Source organism: Streptomyces sp. MAR4 CNX-425 (assembly GCF_048656465.1).
Lineage (GTDB): Bacteria > Actinomycetota > Actinomycetes > Streptomycetales > Streptomycetaceae > Streptomyces.
Genome location: NZ_JBMDLF010000002.1, coordinates 522,490 through 538,274, shown reverse-complemented (window position 1 = coordinate 538,274; position 15,785 = coordinate 522,490). Strand labels below are relative to the sequence as shown.

Genomic DNA, 15,785 nt, shown 5'->3' with positions numbered 1-15,785 from the left:
CCCACCCGGAGGACCCCGATGACCCCGACGACCCCGACCGCTCCGCAGAGCCGCCCCCGCTCCTTAGCCGTGCCGCTCGTCGCCGCGATGGTGCTGATCGCCGCCGCCTGCGGGGACGGCGGCGGCGGTGAAGCCGACGACAGGGCGTCGGCGCCCGCGGCAGAGAGCGGCGCAGCCGCACTCGGCGGGGTGTGCCCCGAGACGGTGACCGTGCAGACCTCGTGGCTGCCGAACGCCACGTCCTTCGGCCCGCTGTACGCGCTCCTCGGCGACGACCCCGAGGTGGACGCGAACCGCAAACGGGCCACCGCGCCCCTGGTCGTCGACGGCCGGGACACCGGCGTCTCCCTCGAACTGCGCGCCGGCGGCCCGGCGATCGGCTTCTCCTCGACCACCGCGCAGATGTACGCGGACGAGGACATCGACCTGGGGGTGGCCGGCGGGTTCGACGAGATCGTCCAGAACTCCGCCACCAAGCCCACCCTCGCGGTGCTGGCGCTGCTGGAGAAGGACCCGACGATGATCTACTGGGACCCGGAGACCTACCCGGAGTTCGAGACGATCGAGGACGTCGGCGAGGCCGGCACCACGGTGCTCTACTTCGGCGGCGACACCTACATGGAGTATCTGACCGGCGCCGGGATCCTCGACGAGGACCAGGTGGACGGCTCCTTCGACGGCTCCCCGGCGCGCTTCGTGGCGGCCGGCGGCAAGCTGGCGTCCTCCGGGTACGCGGCCGAGGACCCGTACATGTACGAGCACGAGATCGACGACTGGATGAAGCCGGTCAAGGGCCAGCTCGTCTACGAGGCCGGCTACCCCCTCTACGGGCCCTCCCTGGTCATCCGCCCCGAGCGGAAGGACGAGCTGGCCCCCTGCCTGGAGAAGCTGGTGCCGATCGTCCAGCGGGCGCAGGTCGACTACCTCCGCGAGCCGGACGCGACGATCGCCACCATCGTCGGCATCGCCGAGCAGTACCGGGGCGGCGACGTGCTCACCGAGGGCATCGCCCGCTACGGCATCGGCGAGATGAAGAGGCTCGGCATCGCCTCCGACGACGCCGAGGGCGGGGACACCACCGTGGGGAACTTCGAACCGGAGCGCGTCCAGCGGATCATCGACATCGGCGAGCCCCTCTTCGCCGAGCAGAAGAAACCGATCAAGGACGGCCTGAAACCGGCCGGCGTGGTGACCAACGAGTTCGTCGACCCCGCGATCGGACACGGCCGGTGACCGGCCGCCCGCCCGCGGCGGCCGCGTACCGCCCGCACCGCCGGCCGCGCCGTGGAGTAATCTCGCCTGTCAGCCCGTACCCCGGTGCGCCGGGGCACGGCCGCAGCGACGGGCGGCGGACGCGGAGAGGTTCATGAGCGACAACGGCATGGCCGACGGGCCGCACGGCACGTCGCCGCTGCCCGACCCCACGGCGCCGCACGCCTCCCGCACGTACGACTACCACCTCGGCGGCGGCGACCACCTCGGCCCGGACCGCGCCCTGGTGGACGAGGTCGAGTCCACCTTCATGCCGGACGTGAAGATGCGCGTGCGGGCCCAGCGGCTCTTCCTGGAACGGGCCGTGCGCTACCTCGTCGAGGAGGCCGGCCTCCGCCAGATCCTCGACATCGGCTGCGGCCTGCCGCAGCGGCGCATGCCCAACGTCCACGAGATCGCCCACGGCATCGCCCCGGGCACCCGGGTCGTCTACGTCGACGCCAACCCGGTCGCCGTCGCGCACATGCAGGCCCTGCAGACCGACGGGGACCTGACCGTCGCGTTCACCGGGGACGTGCGCCGGCCGGAGCAGATCCTCGGCCACCCGCAGGCGCGCGCCGTGCTGGACTTCGACCGGCCCGTGGGCGTGCTCATGGTCGGGCTGCTGCACTTCCTGCCCGAGGCGACCGCGCCGGCGGACCTGGTGGCGCGGATCCGCCGCGGCGTGCCGCCGGGCAGCCACCTGGTCGCGTCCCAGGTCTCCGCCGAACTCGACCCCCGGGTCCACCGGCTCACCGAGGTCTGGGCGCGCGGCGCCACCCCCATGGTGCAGCGCGGCCGCGCCGAGCTGGAGCGGATCATCGACGGCTGGGAGCCGGTCGACCCCGGCGTCGTGGTCGCGCACGAGTGGCGGCCCGCCGGCGGGGACCGCACCGAGGGGAACGCCTACACCGTGGTGGCCGTCCGGCCATGAACCTGCGCCCGCTGACCCGGAGGCTGCCGGCCCTGCTGGTGGCCGGTGCCGCCGTGGGGGTGTGGTACCTGATCAGCATGGTGGTGCTGGCCGAGGACCGGCGCTTCCTCTTCCCGCCGCCGCACGACGTGGTGCGCGTCGGGTTCCTGGACGGCGGCAACCGTGCCGAACTCCTCGACGCGCTGTGGCTGTCCGCGCAGGTCGCCTCGCTGGGGCTGCTCATCTCGGCGGCCGGGGCGATCGCCATGGCCGTCCTGATGAGCCAGGCCCGGTGGCTGGAGCGCTCCCTCTTCCCGTACTTCGTCGTCCTCCAGGTCACCCCGATCCTCGCCCTGGTCCCGCTCTTCGGGTTCTGGTGGGGCTACGGGTTCTCCACCCGGGTGCTGGTCTGCGTCATCATCGCCTTCTTCCCGATCCTCACCAGCACGCTCTTCGGCATCCGCTCCGCCGACGCGTCGTACCACGACCTGTTCCGGCTGCAGAACGCCGGCCGGCTGACCCGGTTGTGGAAGCTCCAGCTGCCGGCCGCGCTGCCGAGCATCTTCACCGGGCTGCGCATCGCCGCGGGGATGTCCGTCGTCGGCGCCATCGTCGGCGACTTCTTCTTCCGCCAGGGCCAGCCGGGCATCGGCGTGCTCATCGACCTCTACCAGTCCCGGTTGCAGTCCGAGCAGCTGCTCGCGGCGGTGATCCTCTCCTCGCTCTTCGGCGTGCTGGTCTTCTGGTTCTTCGGCTGGCTCGCCCGGATCGTGGTCGGGAGCTGGCACGAGTCGGCGGACGAACCGGGCGTCACCGGCTGATAAGCCCCCGGCCGGCCAGACGTATCCGGACGAAGGTTCGGTACGTGGCTCCGACGGGGTATGATTCCGCGCTGGCGGCGGGATGGTGAACTGACCGGCGGGGGAGGGGAGATGACGGCGTCAGTACCGGTGGCCGGCGGGAGGCGTCTGCCCGGCGCCGGCCCGGACCTCCCCCGGGGCGGACCGACCATACGGCGGATGGTCCTCGGCTCCCGGCTGCGGCGGCTCCGGCTGCGGCGCGGCGTCGGGCTCGACGCGGCGGCGCAGGCCATCAGGGCGTCGGTGCCCAAGATGAGCCGGCTGGAGCGGGGCCAGGGCGGCTGCAAGGAACGCGACATCGCGGACCTCCTGACGCTCTACGGGGTGGCGGACCTCCGGGAGCGCGAGGCGTACCTCGCGCTCGCCCGCGGCGCCAACACCCCCGGCTGGTGGCAGCAGTACGGCGACCTCACGCCCCGCTGGCTGGAGCCGTACCTCGGGCTGGAGGAGGGCGCCGCCCTCATCCGCGGCTACCAGGCGCACCGCGTGCCCGACCTGCTGCAGACCCCCGCGTACGCCGCCGCGCTGGCGCGGCTGACGTACCCGGACGACAGCGCGAACGCCGTCGCCCGCCGCGTCGACCTGCTGGAGCGCCGGCAGCAGGTCCTCGCCCGGCCCGACGGGCCGCGCTGCTGGCAGCTGGTCGACGAGGGCGCGCTGCGCCGCAGCGTGGGCGGGCCGGCGGTGATGCGCGAGCAGATCCGCCATCTGATCCGGCTGCACGGCCCGGAGTTCCCCGAGATCGCGGTGCACGTCGTGCCGCTGGCGACCTCCGCCGCGACGGCGCTCGCCGGCTCGGTGACGCTGCTGCGCTTCGCCGAGGCGGACCTGCCGGACATCGCCTATCTGGAGCAGCTCACCGGCGCGCTCTACCTCGACGCACCCGACGACGTCGAGCGGCACCGGCTGGCCGTCGACCGGCTGGCCGCGCCGGTCATGGAGCGGGTCAGCACCGAGGCGTTCCTGCGCCGGCTGCTGCACGCCACCTGACACCCCGCCCGCCGCTCCCTCCCGGCGGGCTACCCGCCGGGTCCGTACGCCGCGTGGGCCCGAATCGATCACCGTGCGCCCACGCTTTCTGAGCGCTCGGTGATACCTCGATGAAATTTCATCTGTAAGTGCATCCGCAAGCACACACGCAAGTACAGTACGGAAAAGATCAGTTGGAGGGAGCTGCCATGCAGGTAGACAACGGTGTGCCCGCGGGCCGGCTGGGAAGCGTCGAGTGGCGCAAGAGCCACCACAGCAACCCGAACGGCGAGTGCGTGGAAGTGGCCGGGCTGTCCGGCGGGCAGGTCGCGGTCCGCAACTCGCGGGATCCGCACGGCCCCGCGCTGGTGTACGAGCCCGCCGGGCTGGCGGCGTTCCTCCGGGCCGCCAAGGACGGGGACTTCGACGACCTCGTCACGGACCGCGGCGCCGCCGGCGGCTGACGGCGGCTGACGGCGGTCGCCGGCGGGTGCGGCGCTACGGGCCGGGCTCGCCGGCCAGCGCGCCGACGCGGGCCGCGCTGCCGCAGCCGGAGGCGAGCAGCCGGCCCCGGGCCACGGCGTACGCGCGGCCGAGGACGGCGCGCTCCTGCGGTGACGCGGCGCGGCGGAGCGCGTTGAGGTGGACGCGCTCGCCGGCGGCGATGTGCCCGGCGGCGACGGCGCCCAGGCGGTCCAGCGCCGCGTCGAAGTCCGGCCCGGCGAGGGCGTCGAGCGCGTCGAGGCGCAGCAGCGCCAGCAGGGCCCGCGCGAGCGCCGCCGGCCCGTGCTCCCCGGCGCCGGAGCCCCCGTGACCGCCGCCGTGAACCTCGCCGTGCCCGCCGTCGCCGTCGGCGGGGCAGAGCGGGTACGCCTCCGGGGTCGCCGCCGCCGTCCGTCCCGCCTCCGCGTGCGCGACCAGCAGCGCGGCCAGCTCGTGCAGCACCGCCCGCCGGTCCGCCGCCTCGCTGCGCAGCGCGCTCAGCAGGTGCTCGGCCCTGCGGTGGTCGGCGAGCACCAGGTCGACGACGTCGGCCCCGGCCGGCGGCGGGCTCTCCGCGGGCCGGGTCCAGCCGAACGTCAGGCCCACGGCGTGACGCCAGTTGGCGTACTCCGCGGCCCGCCGGCCCGCCGCCATCTCCGGCAGCCACTGCGCCGCCCGGTGCCAGTTGCGCCGCAGCCCCTCCAGGTCCGGCCAGTAGCCCACGGCCAGCCCCGCCGCGTACGCCGCGCCCAGCGACACCGTCTCCGCCATCATGGGCCGTACCACCGGCACGTCGAGGACGTCGGCGACGAACTGCATCAGCAGGTTGTCCGCCGTCATCCCGCCGTCCACCCGCAGGGTGGACAGCGCCAGGCCCGAGTCGGCGTTCATCGCGTCCACCACCTCCCGCGTCTGCCAGCCGGTCGCCTCCAGCACCGCCCGCGCCAGGTGCCCCTTGGTAATGTACGAGGTGAGCCCCGCGATGACGCCGCGCGCCTCGCTGTGCCAGTGCGGCGCGAACAGCCCGGAGAACGCCGGCACGATGTAGCAGCCGCCGTTGTCGTCCACCGTCTGCGCCAGCGTCTCGATCTCCGGCGCGCTGCCGATCAGCCGCAGCCCGTCGCGGAACCACTGCACCAGCGAGCCCGTCACCGCGATCGAGCCCTCCAGCGCGTACACCGCCGGCTCGTCCCCGATCTTGAACCCGACGGTGGTCAGCAGCCCGTGCCCGGACCACGCCGGGGTCGCGCCGGTGTTGAGCAGCAGGAAACTGCCCGTGCCGTACGTGCACTTGGCCTCGCCCGGCGCGAAGCAGGTCTGGCCGAAGAGCGCCGCCTGCTGGTCGCCGAGCGCCGCGGCGATGCGGATGCCGGGGACGACGGTGGTGGTCGTGCCGTACGTCTGCGTGGAGGAGCGGATCTCCGGGAGCATCGCCCTGGGCACGCCGAAGAAGTCGAGCAGCTCGTCGTCCCACGCCAGGGTGCGCAGGTTCATCAGCATCGTCCGGCTGGCGTTGGTGACGTCGGTGATGTGCAGCCCGCCCGCGGGCCCGCCGGTCAGGTTCCAGATGAGCCAGCTCTCCATGGTGCCGAACAGCACGTCGCCGCGCTCCGCCCGCTCCCGCAGCCCGGGCGTGCGGTCCAGCAGCCAGCGGATCCGCGGCGCGGAGAAGTACGTGGCCAGCGGCAGCCCGCACAGCGCCCGCACCCGGTCCGCGCGCGGGTCGCGGGCGAGCCGGTCGGCGATCTCGTCGGTACGGGTGTCCTGCCAGACGACGGCGCGGGCCGCGGGGCGGCCGGTGTGCCGGTCCCACAGCACGGTCGTCTCGCGCTGGTTGGCGATGCCGAGCGCGACGATCTGCCCGGCGTCCGCGCCGGCCTGCGCGAGGGTCCGCGGCACGATGCGCCGCAGGTTCCGCCAGATCTCCACGGCGTCGTGCTCGACCCAGCCGGGCCGCGGGAAGTACTGCCGGTGCTCGCGCTGGACGACGGAGACCAGCCGCCCCTGGGCGTCGAAGAGGATGCACCGGGTGGACGTCGTCCCCTGGTCTACCGACATCACGTACCGCTGCACCGTCACCGCCGGGACGCGCCGAGGTCCCGCGACACCGACCGGGCGGTGCCGAGCACCAGCCCCACCAGGTCCTCGCGCAGCCCCCCGGAGCGCTCGCAGAGCCGCTCGGCCGGGCCGGCGATGCCGAGCGCGCCGACGACCAGCCCGCCCGGGCCGCGCAGCGGCGCCGCGATCCCCGCCTCCTCCAGCCGCCGCTCGCCCCGCTCGCCGGCCCACCCCGCCTCGCGCACCCGGCGCAGCTCCGCCTGGATCGCCGCCGGCGCGGTCAGGGTCCGCGGGGTGTACGGGGCCACGGACGCCCCGCCCGGCGGCGCCGGGACGTGCGCGTCGTACGCGAGCAGCACCTTGCCCAGCGCGGTCGCGTGCATCGGCAGCGTCGAGGCCACGTCGAGGGTCTGCCGCGGGTCCCCGGGGCGGAAGACGTGGTGGACGACGAGGACCTCGCCGTCCGCGGGCACGCCGATGCGCACGGCCTCGCGGCTCCTGGCGGCCAGCCCGTCGGCCCAGTTGAGGGCCCGGGAGCGCAGCTCGTTGGCGTCGACGTGGCCGGAGCGGAGGTCCAGCAGGGCGTCCCCGAGCCGGTACTTGCCGGTGTCGCGGTCCTGCGTCACGAACCCCACCTGCCGCAGCGTCCGCAGCAGCCCGTGGACCGTGCCCTTCGCCAGCCCCAGCGACGCCGCCAGCTCGCTGACCCCGAGGCGGCCGGAACCGCGCGCCAGCAAGTGCAGTATCGCCGCCGCGCGTTCAACCGACTGAACCGGACCTGGCACGCGCCGACCATAAGCCTCCGCGGCCCGCCGGTGAAAGCGGGGTGCAGCAAGTTCGTTCGACAATGTCGGCAGGCCGTCGTTGACGGCGGGATGCCCCGCTGGTCAGGTACTCACCACGGGCCGGGGCGCCGGCGCAGCGGCGCGGTCCCGGCGACCGACGCGACGTTTCGGAGCAGGAGCAGACCGTGACCGACGAATTCAGCGCCCCCTCCCCGCAGCGCCCCGGCCCGTTCATTGCGGCTATCGATCAGGGGACGACTTCGAGCCGGTGCATCGTGTTCGACACCGATGGCCGGATCGTGTCGGTGGACCAGAAGGAACACGAGCAGATCTTCCCCAAGCCCGGCTGGGTCGAGCACAACGCCGCCGAGATCTGGCGCAACGTCCAGCAGGTCGTCGACGGCGCCGTCGCCAAAGCCGGCATCACCTCGGCGGACGTCAAAGCCATCGGCATCACCAACCAGCGCGAGACCACCCTGCTGTGGGACAAGCACACCGGCGAACCCGTCGCCAACGCCATCGTCTGGCAGGACACCCGCACCGCCGAACTCTGCCGCCAACTCGGCGGCACCGAAGGCCAGGACCGCTTCCGCGCCGCCACCGGCCTGCCCCTGGCCTCCTACTTCGCCGGCCCCAAAATCCGCTGGCTCCTCGACCACACCCCCGGCCTGCGCGCCCGCGCCGAAGCCGGCGACATCCTCTTCGGCACCATGGACTCCTGGGTCATCTGGAACCTCACCGGCGGCCCCGGACGCGGCGTCCACGTCACCGACGTCACCAACGCCTCCCGCACCATGCTCATGAACCTTCAAACCCTCGACTGGGACACCGGAATCCTCGACGCCATGGGCGTCCCCGCCGCCGTCCTGCCCGAGATCCGCTCCTCCGCCGAGGTCTACGGCCGCGCCGCCTCCGGCACCCTGACCGGCATCCCGGTGGCCTCGGCGCTGGGCGACCAGCAGGCCGCGCTGTTCGGCCAGACCTGCTACGCCACCGGCGAGGCCAAGTCCACCTACGGCACCGGCACCTTCCTGCTGATGAACACCGCCGACGAGCCGGTCCACTCCGAGAACGGGCTGCTGACCACCGTCGGCTACCGCATCGGCGACCAGCCCGCCGTCTACGCCCTGGAAGGCTCCATCGCCATCACCGGCGCCCTGGTGCAGTGGATGCGCGACCAGATGGGCATCATCTCCACCGCCGCCGAGATCGAGACCCTCGCCCTGAGCGTCGAGGACAACGGCGGCGCCTACTTCGTGCCCGCCTTCTCCGGCCTGTTCGCCCCCTACTGGCGCGACGACGCCCGCGGCGTCATCGCCGGCCTGACCCGCTACGTCACCAAGGCCCACCTGGCACGCGCGGTGCTGGAGGCCACCGCCTGGCAGACCCGCGAGATCGTCGACGCCATGACCAAGGACTCCGGCGTCGAGCTGACCTCGCTGAAGGTCGACGGCGGCATGACCGCCAACAACCTGCTGATGCAGACCCTCGCCGACGTCCTGGACGCCCCCGTGGTCCGGCCCCTGGTCGCCGAGACCACCTGCCTGGGCGCCGCCTACGCCGCCGGCCTGGCCGTCGGCTTCTGGCCCGACACCGACGCCCTGCGCGCCAACTGGCGCCGCGCCGCCGAATGGACCCCCCGCATGGACGAAGCCACCCGCGAACGCGAATACAACGACTGGCTCAAAGCCGTCCAGCGCACCATGGGCTGGATCCAGGCGCACGACCAGCGCTGACCCGGCGCCGTGCCGCAGCGCCGCGCACCCCCGGCGGCGCGCGTACGGGACGTACCATCGGGCCACGGCGGCGCCCCACGTCCTCGCGCCGACCACGGTTCGCGAGACGAGAGAGACCGAGCATGCCGCAGCCGGACGCCGCCCCGCCCGCCGACCGGACGGTGTGCGACCGCCCCACCCCCTCCGCCCGGTGGACGTTCATCCGCACCGAGACCGGCAGCGCCGCCTTCCTCGTCGCCGCCGCGCTCGCCGCACTCGTCTGGGCCAACGCCGCCCCCGGCAGCTACACCGACCTCTGGCACACCCACCTCTCCGTCGAGCTGGGCGACCACGGCCTCTCCCTCGATCTGCGGGAGTGGGTCAACAGCGGCCTCATGACCGTCTTCTTCCTGGTCATCGGCCTGGAGGTGCGGCGCGAGTTCGACATGGGGGAGCTGCGCGAGCTGCGCCGGGTGACGCTCCCGTTCATGGCGGGGCTCGCCGGCATGGTCGTGCCCGTGCTCATCTTCCTGGCCTTCAACGCCGGTGACCCCGCCGCCTCCGGCTGGGGGGTGGCGATGTCCACGGACACCGCGTTCGCGCTCGGCGTGCTGGCGCTGCTGGGGAAGCGGTTCCCGCGCCGCCTGTACACCTTCGTCCTCACCATCGCGGTCGTCGACGACTTCGTCGTCCTCGCCGTCATCGCCTTCGTGTACAGCGACAGCGTGCACTGGCCCCCGCTGCTGATCGGCGCCGTCGTCTTCGCGGCGATCGTGGGGCTGCGGTCGGCGGGCAGCCGGCGCGGCCCCGTCTACGCGCTGCTGGGCGTCGCCATGTGGCTGGCGTTCGAGGAGTCCGGGGTGGACCCGGTCGTCGTCGGGCTGCTGATCGGGCTCATGACCTTCGCCTACCCGGCGCCGCGCGGCGACCTGGAGCGCGCCAGCGGGCTGTTCCGGTCGTTCCGCGAGCAGCCGACCCCCGAGCTGGAGCGGGAGGCACGCCTGGGAATCGCCTCGGCGATCTCCCCGAACGAGCGGCTGCTGCGGATGTACCACCCGTGGAGCAGCTATGTCGTCGTGCCGCTGTTCGCCCTGGCCAACACCGGTATCGAGCTCGACGGGGACGTGCTGTCGCGCGCGGTCACCTCGGCGCTGACGCTGGGCGTCTTCGTCGCCTTCGTCGTCGGCAAGCCGCTCGGCGTCCTCGGCGCGACCGCGCTGACGACCCGGTGGAGCAAGGGCAGGCTGCGCCCGCCCGTCGGCTGGGCCTCCGTCGCGGGCGGCGGTGCCATCACCGGCATCGGCTTCACCATCGCCGTGCTGATCGCCACGATGGCGTTCGACGGCGCGCGACTGGAGGAGGCGAAGATCGGCATCCTCGCCGCGGTGGTCGGCTCCGTTCTCGTCACCGCGCTGGTCGCCCTGGTGACGAGCCGGCTGCCGAAGCAGCGGCGCATCCGCGCGCTCCTGGGCACCGCGCCCGTCATCGTCGACCTCGCCGTCCCGGTGGACCCCGAGCGCGACCACATCCGCGGCCCGCTCCGGGCGCCCGTCACCGTCGTCGAGTACGGCGACTTCGAATGCCCGTACTGCGGCCGGGCGGAGCCCGCCGTACGCGACCTGCTCGCCGACTTCGGCGACGTCCGCTACGTCTGGCGCCACCTGCCGCTCACCGACGTGCACCCGCGCGCCCAGCTCGCCGCCGAGGCGGCGGAGGCGGCGGCCGAACAGGGCGCGTTCTGGCCCATGCACGACCGGCTGCTGGCCCACCAGGACCTGCTGGCGCCGCGCGACCTGCTGGACCACGCGGCGGCGCTGGGGCTCGACACCGACCGGTTCGCCCGGTCGCTGCGCGGCCGCGGCGGCGCGGGGCGGGTCGACGAGGACACGGAGTCCGCGGACCTCAGCGGGGTCGCGGGCACCCCGACGTTCTTCGTCAACGGCCTCCGCCACCGCGGCGCGTACGACATCGCCAGCCTGTCGGCCGCGGTGCGGGCGGCGCGGGCGCGGGCGATGCTGGCCGAGGAGGAGACGTGAGCACGGCGCGCGGAACCGCGCGGCGACCGGCCGGTACCCGACGGTGCGCCCCGCCCGGCGCGGGTCCTCTACCGGCGGGCGCGGGGGGTGGGGAACCGGAGGCGGCGGGCGTCAGGTTCCGCCGCCCCCGGAGACTGCGGTGAGCAGCGCCAGCGGCGTGGCGGCCGCCCACGCCTGCGGGGAGCAGGCGTGTGGATACGGTACGGGTGCCGGATGGTCGCGACGTGCGTAACCGGCCAGCACCTCCGGCAGCCGCCAGCCGTGCGCCTCGGCGGTGGCGAGGAGCCCCCGGGTCAGCGTCCCGACCTCGGCTTCGAGGCCGTAGCGGGCGAGGCCGAGGGCGATGACCGCGTTGTCGTGCGGCCAGCAGCTCCCGCGATGGTACGACAGCGGGTGGTACGGCCTCTGACCGGCCGCCAGCGTACGGACCGCCCACCCCGAGAAGAAGTCGTCGGCGAGCAGCCGCCGCCCCGTGCGCACGCCGTGCTCCCGGTCCAGGATCCCGGACCACAGCAGATGGCCCGCGTCCGAGGCGAGCGCGTCCGCCCGCCGCCCGCGGCCGTCCAGCGCCAGCGCGGGGAAGTCCGCGGCGGGCAGCCAGAAGTCGCGGTGGAAGCGGTCGCGCAGACCGGCGGCGAGGGCGTCGAGCCGGTCGGCGTACGGGGCGTCGCCCCAGACGGCGCGGGCGAGGCGCGCGGTGCGCACGAGGGCGTCGTAGGCGTAGCCCTGCGCCTCGGCGACGGCGACCGGGCCCCCGGCCGGGGAGCCGTCCGCGAAGCAGATCGCGCCCGCGGAGTCCTTCCAGTTCTGGTTGACCAGCCCGCCGGGGTCGGGGGAGTAGACGAGCCAGCCGTGCTCCGCCAGCCCGCCGTCGCCCAGCAGCCACGCGACGGCGGCCCGCGCCTGCGGCTCCAGCCGCGCGGCGAGGGAGGTGTCGCCGGTGGCGTCGGCGTGCGCCTGGAGCAGGACGAGGAAGAGCGGGGTGACGTCGACGGACCCGTAGTAACGCCCGTACGGCACCTGCCGGAACGCGGACAGCTCGCCGTGGCGCAGCTCGTGCGCGATGCGGCCGGGCTGCTCGGCGGAGAAGGCGTCGTGCCGGGTGCCCTGGGTGGCGGCGAGGGCGAGGAGGGTGTCGCGGGCGAGGGCGGGGCGGTAGGGCAGGGCGAAGAGGGAGGTGAGCACGGAGTCGCGCCCGAACAGGGTGAGGAACCACGGGATTCCGGCCCCGGGCACGGTGAGCGCCTCCGCGCGGGGCCCGGTGGCGGGCACGCGCAGCAGCGCGAGGTCGGCGAGCCCCTGCGCGCAGGCGCGCGCGAGGGCGGCGCGCTCGCCGGGGGAGAGGGCGGGGGGCCCGGGGCGCGGGGGTTCTGCTGCGGTCCCGCGGGGGGTGGGTGCGGAGGGCGACGGCTGGGCGGGGCGCGGGCGCTCCGGGGGTGCCGTGCCCGGGTGCCGGTGGTGCGGGGGCGTTTCGGCCCTGCGGGGGGTACGGGTCGTGGCGGTGGGGGCCGGTGCGGCGGGGCGGCCGTGCTCCGGTGGGTCCGCGCCGGGAGTCCCCGCGTGCGGTGTGCCGGGACCCGGTCCGCCGCAGGCCCGGCCGGTCGGCACCGGCGGGTGCGTGAACGCCTCGATCCCGGCGCGGAGTTCCGCGGCGGCCTGCGCCGGGGTCGCGGCGTCCGCGACGTCCGGCGCGCCGTGCGGGCGCGCCTCGACGCGCAGCACCAGTTCGGCGGTGCCGTGCGGCGGCAGCGTCAGCGCCCACACCAGCCGCCGGGCCGTGCCGGCGCCGTGCCCCGCGGCGCGCTCGGCACGCGCGGCGCCCGAGGTGTTCGCGCACGCTTCGCCCGTGTCCGCTCCTTCGGCGTCCGAGCCACTGCCCAGCCCACCGGGGCCTCCGCCCGCGGTGTCCGCGCCACGCTCTCCCTGCCCCGCCCACTCCTCCGGCACCCCCGACACCTCCGCCGGCGGCGGGTCGCACCTGACCGTCGTACGGGACAGCCAGTCCTCGCCGCGGCGGTACGTGAACTCCACGCCGTCCGCCCGCTCCCGGGCCTCCCGCACCGCACCCGCCGGGCGCGGGTACGCGCGGCCGTCCGACCGCAGCTCGAACTGGTCGGCGAAGTCCGCGTCCGCCACCAGCTCCAGCCGGGCCCTCACCCGCTCCGGCCGGTTGCCGACCAGGCGCAGCCGCTCCACCAGCACGCCCGAGGCCACCGCCTGCTCGCGGAACACCGTGTACGCCGCGGGCTCGTCGCGGCCGCCCGGCGGGGTGAGGACGGACGCGGCCGGGAGGTCGCCGTCCCGGGCCGGGACCAGGACCGCCGGTTCGGCGCCGTCGACCGTCAGCCGCCAGCGGCTCAGGTGCCGGGTGTCGCGGCGGAACAGCCCGTCCGGTGCCGTGCCGCGCCGGCCCGTGACCCCGCCGCCGGGGGTCAGCGCGGCGAACGTACCGTCGCGCGCGAGCAGGACGCGCCCGTCGCCGCTCACCGCGCCCCCGTCCCCGCCGCGGCCGGGGCCGCCGCTTCCGGCCATCCGCCGGCCGCCGCCGCCAGGTCCAGGGCCAGCGCCGCCGTCCAGCTGAAGTCCCGCGCCCCCCGGCCCGCCCCGGTCAGCGGATCCACGTACTCCGCGAAGCCCGACGCCGCCGCGCCCGCCGGCACCGCGCGCCGCAGCGCGTCCGCCGCCCCGTACGCCCCGTGCCGCCGCAGGCCGCGCTCCAGCAGCCAGGCCGTGTTGAACCACGCCGGACCGCGCCAGTACCGGGTGCGGTCGAACGCCCGCCCCTTCAGGTCGTACGACGCGACCAGCGGCAGCTCCCCGAGACGGAAGTGTTCGCCCGCCAGGGTGTCCCGCAGCGCCCGCACCACCGCGGGCGGGAGGCCGGAGGCCAGCAGCGGGGTCAGCCCGGCCACGCCGTACTCGTCGACGGGCCGGTCCGCGCGCAGGTCGCGGGCGCGGAAGACGCCCGCCGCGGGGTCCCAGAGCCGGGCCACCAGCGCTTCCGTGAGCCGCGCGGCCCGCTCCCGGTGCACCCCCGGGTCGGCGGCCGGCGCCGTGCCCCCGGCCCCGGCCCCGGCTCCAGTCCCGGCCGCGACTTCGGCCGCGATCTCGGCCAGCGCCTCCTCCGACGCGATCAGCAGCGCGTTCACGCACGGGTCTTCGACGGCGAAGCCGTGCCGCGCCCCCGCGTCCGCGTAACCCGTGTCGCGGTAGTCGGCGGCGAGCCGGACGTAGCGCCCGTAGTCGAGGTCGGTCGGCCGGTCCTCCGGGTCCCCGTGGTCGAGGTCGGCCCGGCGGAACGACGACGGCGCCGCCGGCTCGATCCGGGCCAGCGGGCCGTCCCAGGAGGGGCTGTTGTCCATCCCGGACTCCCAGGGGTGGACGATCGCCGCCAGCCCGGCGCCGCCGAGGTCGCGGTCCGCGGTGAGGTAGCGGTGCCAGGCCAGCAGCCGGGGGTAGACGCGGCGCAGGAACCCGCGGCGCGCGGAGGACGCCGGATCCGCCCGGTGCACCAGCAGCGCGGCGAGCGCGTGCACCGGCGGCTGCACGATGCCGGAGGACTGGAGGTACGCGGGCGCGCCGGCCCGCGCGCCCGCGCCCGTCGAGCGCCAGAAGTCCGGCCCCGGGAAGTACGCGTCGTGCGGCACGGCCGGGTTGAAGACGATGTGCGGGACACGGCCGTCGCCCCACTGGGCGCCGAGCAGCATCTCCAGCTCGCGCTGCGCCCGCCGCGGCGACAGGTGCCGCAGCCCCACGGCCACGAACGCCGAGTCCCAGCTCCACTGGTGCGGGTACAGCGTGCGCGACGGCACGGTGGAGGCGCCGGTCCAGTTGCCGAGCAGCACCGCCGCGGCGGCCCGCCCCGGGCCGTCCGCGCCCGCCCCGGCGCCGGCCGGCGCCGTCATGCCCCGGCCCGGCGCAGGAAGCCGGGCACCGCGGCGACCGCCGCCGCCGGGTCGCCGGCCAGCCGGCACTCGGCGGCCAGCCAGCCGGTGTAGCCGGCGGCGTGGAGCGCGCCGAGCCAGGCGGGCCAGTCGAGGTGGCCGGCGCCGGGCTGGAGGCGGTTGGAGTCGGAGACCTGCGCGTGGCCGATCCAGGGCGCGTTGTCGAGGACGGCGGCGGCGGGGTCGGCCTCCTCGATGTTCATGTGGTAGCTGTCGATGCCGATCCGCACGCTGTCCAGGCCGGTGGCGCGGATCAGTTCGGTGGCCTGCTCCAGCCGGTTGACCATGTGGTCCTCGTACCGGTTGAGCGGTTCCAGGAAGAGCGTGACGCCCTCGCGGCGCGCGTGCTCGCCCAGCTCCGCCAGCCCGTCGAGCAGCACGGCCCGGTCCCCGGCCGGGTCGCGCGGCGGGGTGAAGGGCGGCAGCCGGGCGGAGAACATCCCGTACGAGGCCGGGGTCTGCGCCCCGACGCCGCCGATCTCGGCGATGACCGACAGCTGCGACTTCAGCTGCGCCACCGCGTCGCGGCGCCGGTCCGCGTCGAAGTCGCCGAAGAAGTGCAGCATCTCCACGCAGACGGTGGGCATGACGACACCGTCGGCGAGCGCCCGCTTCAGCTCGGGCAGCCGGGCGGCGAAGCGCATCTCGCCCTGGGCGCGCAGTTCGATGCCGGCGTAGCCGGCGGCCTGCGCGAACTCCCACTTCTGCTGGAGGGTGTCGCCGGGCAGCAGCTGTTCCTGGGCCGCGAGGGAGAACATGGCGGGGCGGGTG

Annotated in this window: 12 protein-coding genes; 7 read left to right on the top strand and 5 right to left on the bottom strand. The window is 75.3% G+C overall.

Annotated features, from left to right (window positions below; all coding sequences use genetic code 11):
- Positions 1-18: 18 nt before the first annotated feature.
- From ACHZ99_RS07600 to ACHZ99_RS07580, 5 genes are all read left to right on the top strand, one after another.
- Complete coding sequence (locus ACHZ99_RS07600) at positions 19-1,233, top strand: hypothetical protein (RefSeq protein ID WP_420303609.1); 1,215 nt, start codon at positions 19-21, stop codon at positions 1,231-1,233.
- 133 nt (positions 1,234-1,366) lie between these two features.
- Positions 1,367-2,185 carry an SAM-dependent methyltransferase gene (locus ACHZ99_RS07595; protein ID WP_420303608.1) on the top strand — a complete coding sequence of 273 codons (819 nt, stop codon included), beginning with the start codon at positions 1,367-1,369 and terminating at the stop codon, positions 2,183-2,185.
- Positions 2,182-2,985 carry an ABC transporter permease gene (locus ACHZ99_RS07590; protein WP_420303607.1) on the top strand — a complete coding sequence of 268 codons (804 nt, stop codon included), beginning with the start codon at positions 2,182-2,184 and terminating at the stop codon, positions 2,983-2,985. The genes ACHZ99_RS07595 and ACHZ99_RS07590 overlap by 4 nt, the downstream gene beginning before the upstream one ends.
- Before the next feature lie 129 nt (positions 2,986-3,114).
- A complete protein-coding gene (locus tag ACHZ99_RS07585) occupies positions 3,115-4,014 on the top strand; it encodes a DUF5753 domain-containing protein (protein ID WP_420304014.1) in 900 nt (299 codons plus the stop codon).
- Between the two features lie 188 nt (positions 4,015-4,202).
- Positions 4,203-4,457: a DUF397 domain-containing protein gene (locus tag ACHZ99_RS07580; RefSeq protein WP_420303606.1), complete on the top strand. Its 255-nt coding sequence runs from the start codon at positions 4,203-4,205 to the stop codon at positions 4,455-4,457.
- A gap of 34 nt (positions 4,458-4,491) precedes the next feature.
- Here the strand turns inward: ACHZ99_RS07580 and glpK (ACHZ99_RS07575) are convergent, their stop codons facing one another.
- Both glpK (ACHZ99_RS07575) and ACHZ99_RS07570 read right to left on the bottom strand, forming a co-directional pair.
- On the bottom strand, positions 4,492-6,549 hold the full coding sequence (gene glpK / locus ACHZ99_RS07575) for a glycerol kinase GlpK (protein WP_420304013.1): 2,058 nt from the start codon (positions 6,547-6,549) through the stop codon (positions 4,492-4,494).
- Positions 6,550-6,551: 2 nt separating this feature from the next.
- Positions 6,552-7,319 carry an IclR family transcriptional regulator gene (locus tag ACHZ99_RS07570; protein WP_420303605.1) on the bottom strand — a complete coding sequence of 256 codons (768 nt, stop codon included), beginning with the start codon at positions 7,317-7,319 and terminating at the stop codon, positions 6,552-6,554.
- 185 nt (positions 7,320-7,504) lie between these two features.
- Between ACHZ99_RS07570 and glpK (ACHZ99_RS07565) the strand changes: the two genes are divergently transcribed.
- Both glpK (ACHZ99_RS07565) and nhaA read left to right on the top strand, forming a co-directional pair.
- Complete coding sequence (glpK, locus tag ACHZ99_RS07565; RefSeq protein WP_420303604.1) at positions 7,505-9,055, top strand: glycerol kinase GlpK; 1,551 nt, start codon at positions 7,505-7,507, stop codon at positions 9,053-9,055.
- 122 nt (positions 9,056-9,177) lie between these two features.
- Entirely contained in the window at positions 9,178-11,070 is a 1,893-nt protein-coding gene (gene nhaA / locus ACHZ99_RS07560) for a Na+/H+ antiporter NhaA (protein WP_420303603.1), read from the top strand.
- A gap of 111 nt (positions 11,071-11,181) precedes the next feature.
- Here the strand turns inward: nhaA and ACHZ99_RS07555 are convergent, their stop codons facing one another.
- From ACHZ99_RS07555 to ACHZ99_RS07545, 3 genes are read right to left on the bottom strand one after another with little or no spacing between them, the layout of a single operon-like run.
- Positions 11,182-13,602 (bottom strand): glycogen debranching N-terminal domain-containing protein, encoded by a 2,421-nt coding sequence (locus ACHZ99_RS07555; protein ID WP_420303602.1) that lies wholly within the window; start codon positions 13,600-13,602, stop codon positions 11,182-11,184.
- The gene (locus ACHZ99_RS07550) at positions 13,554-14,975 is read right to left on the bottom strand and encodes an MGH1-like glycoside hydrolase domain-containing protein (RefSeq protein WP_420303601.1); all 1,422 of its coding nucleotides are present in this window, start codon (positions 14,973-14,975) and stop codon (positions 13,554-13,556) included. Before ACHZ99_RS07550 ends, ACHZ99_RS07555 begins: the two co-directional genes overlap by 49 nt.
- Positions 14,972-15,772 (bottom strand): sugar phosphate isomerase/epimerase family protein, encoded by an 801-nt coding sequence (locus tag ACHZ99_RS07545; protein WP_420304012.1) that lies wholly within the window; start codon positions 15,770-15,772, stop codon positions 14,972-14,974. Before ACHZ99_RS07545 ends, ACHZ99_RS07550 begins: the two co-directional genes overlap by 4 nt.
- Positions 15,773-15,785 lie beyond the last annotated feature (13 nt).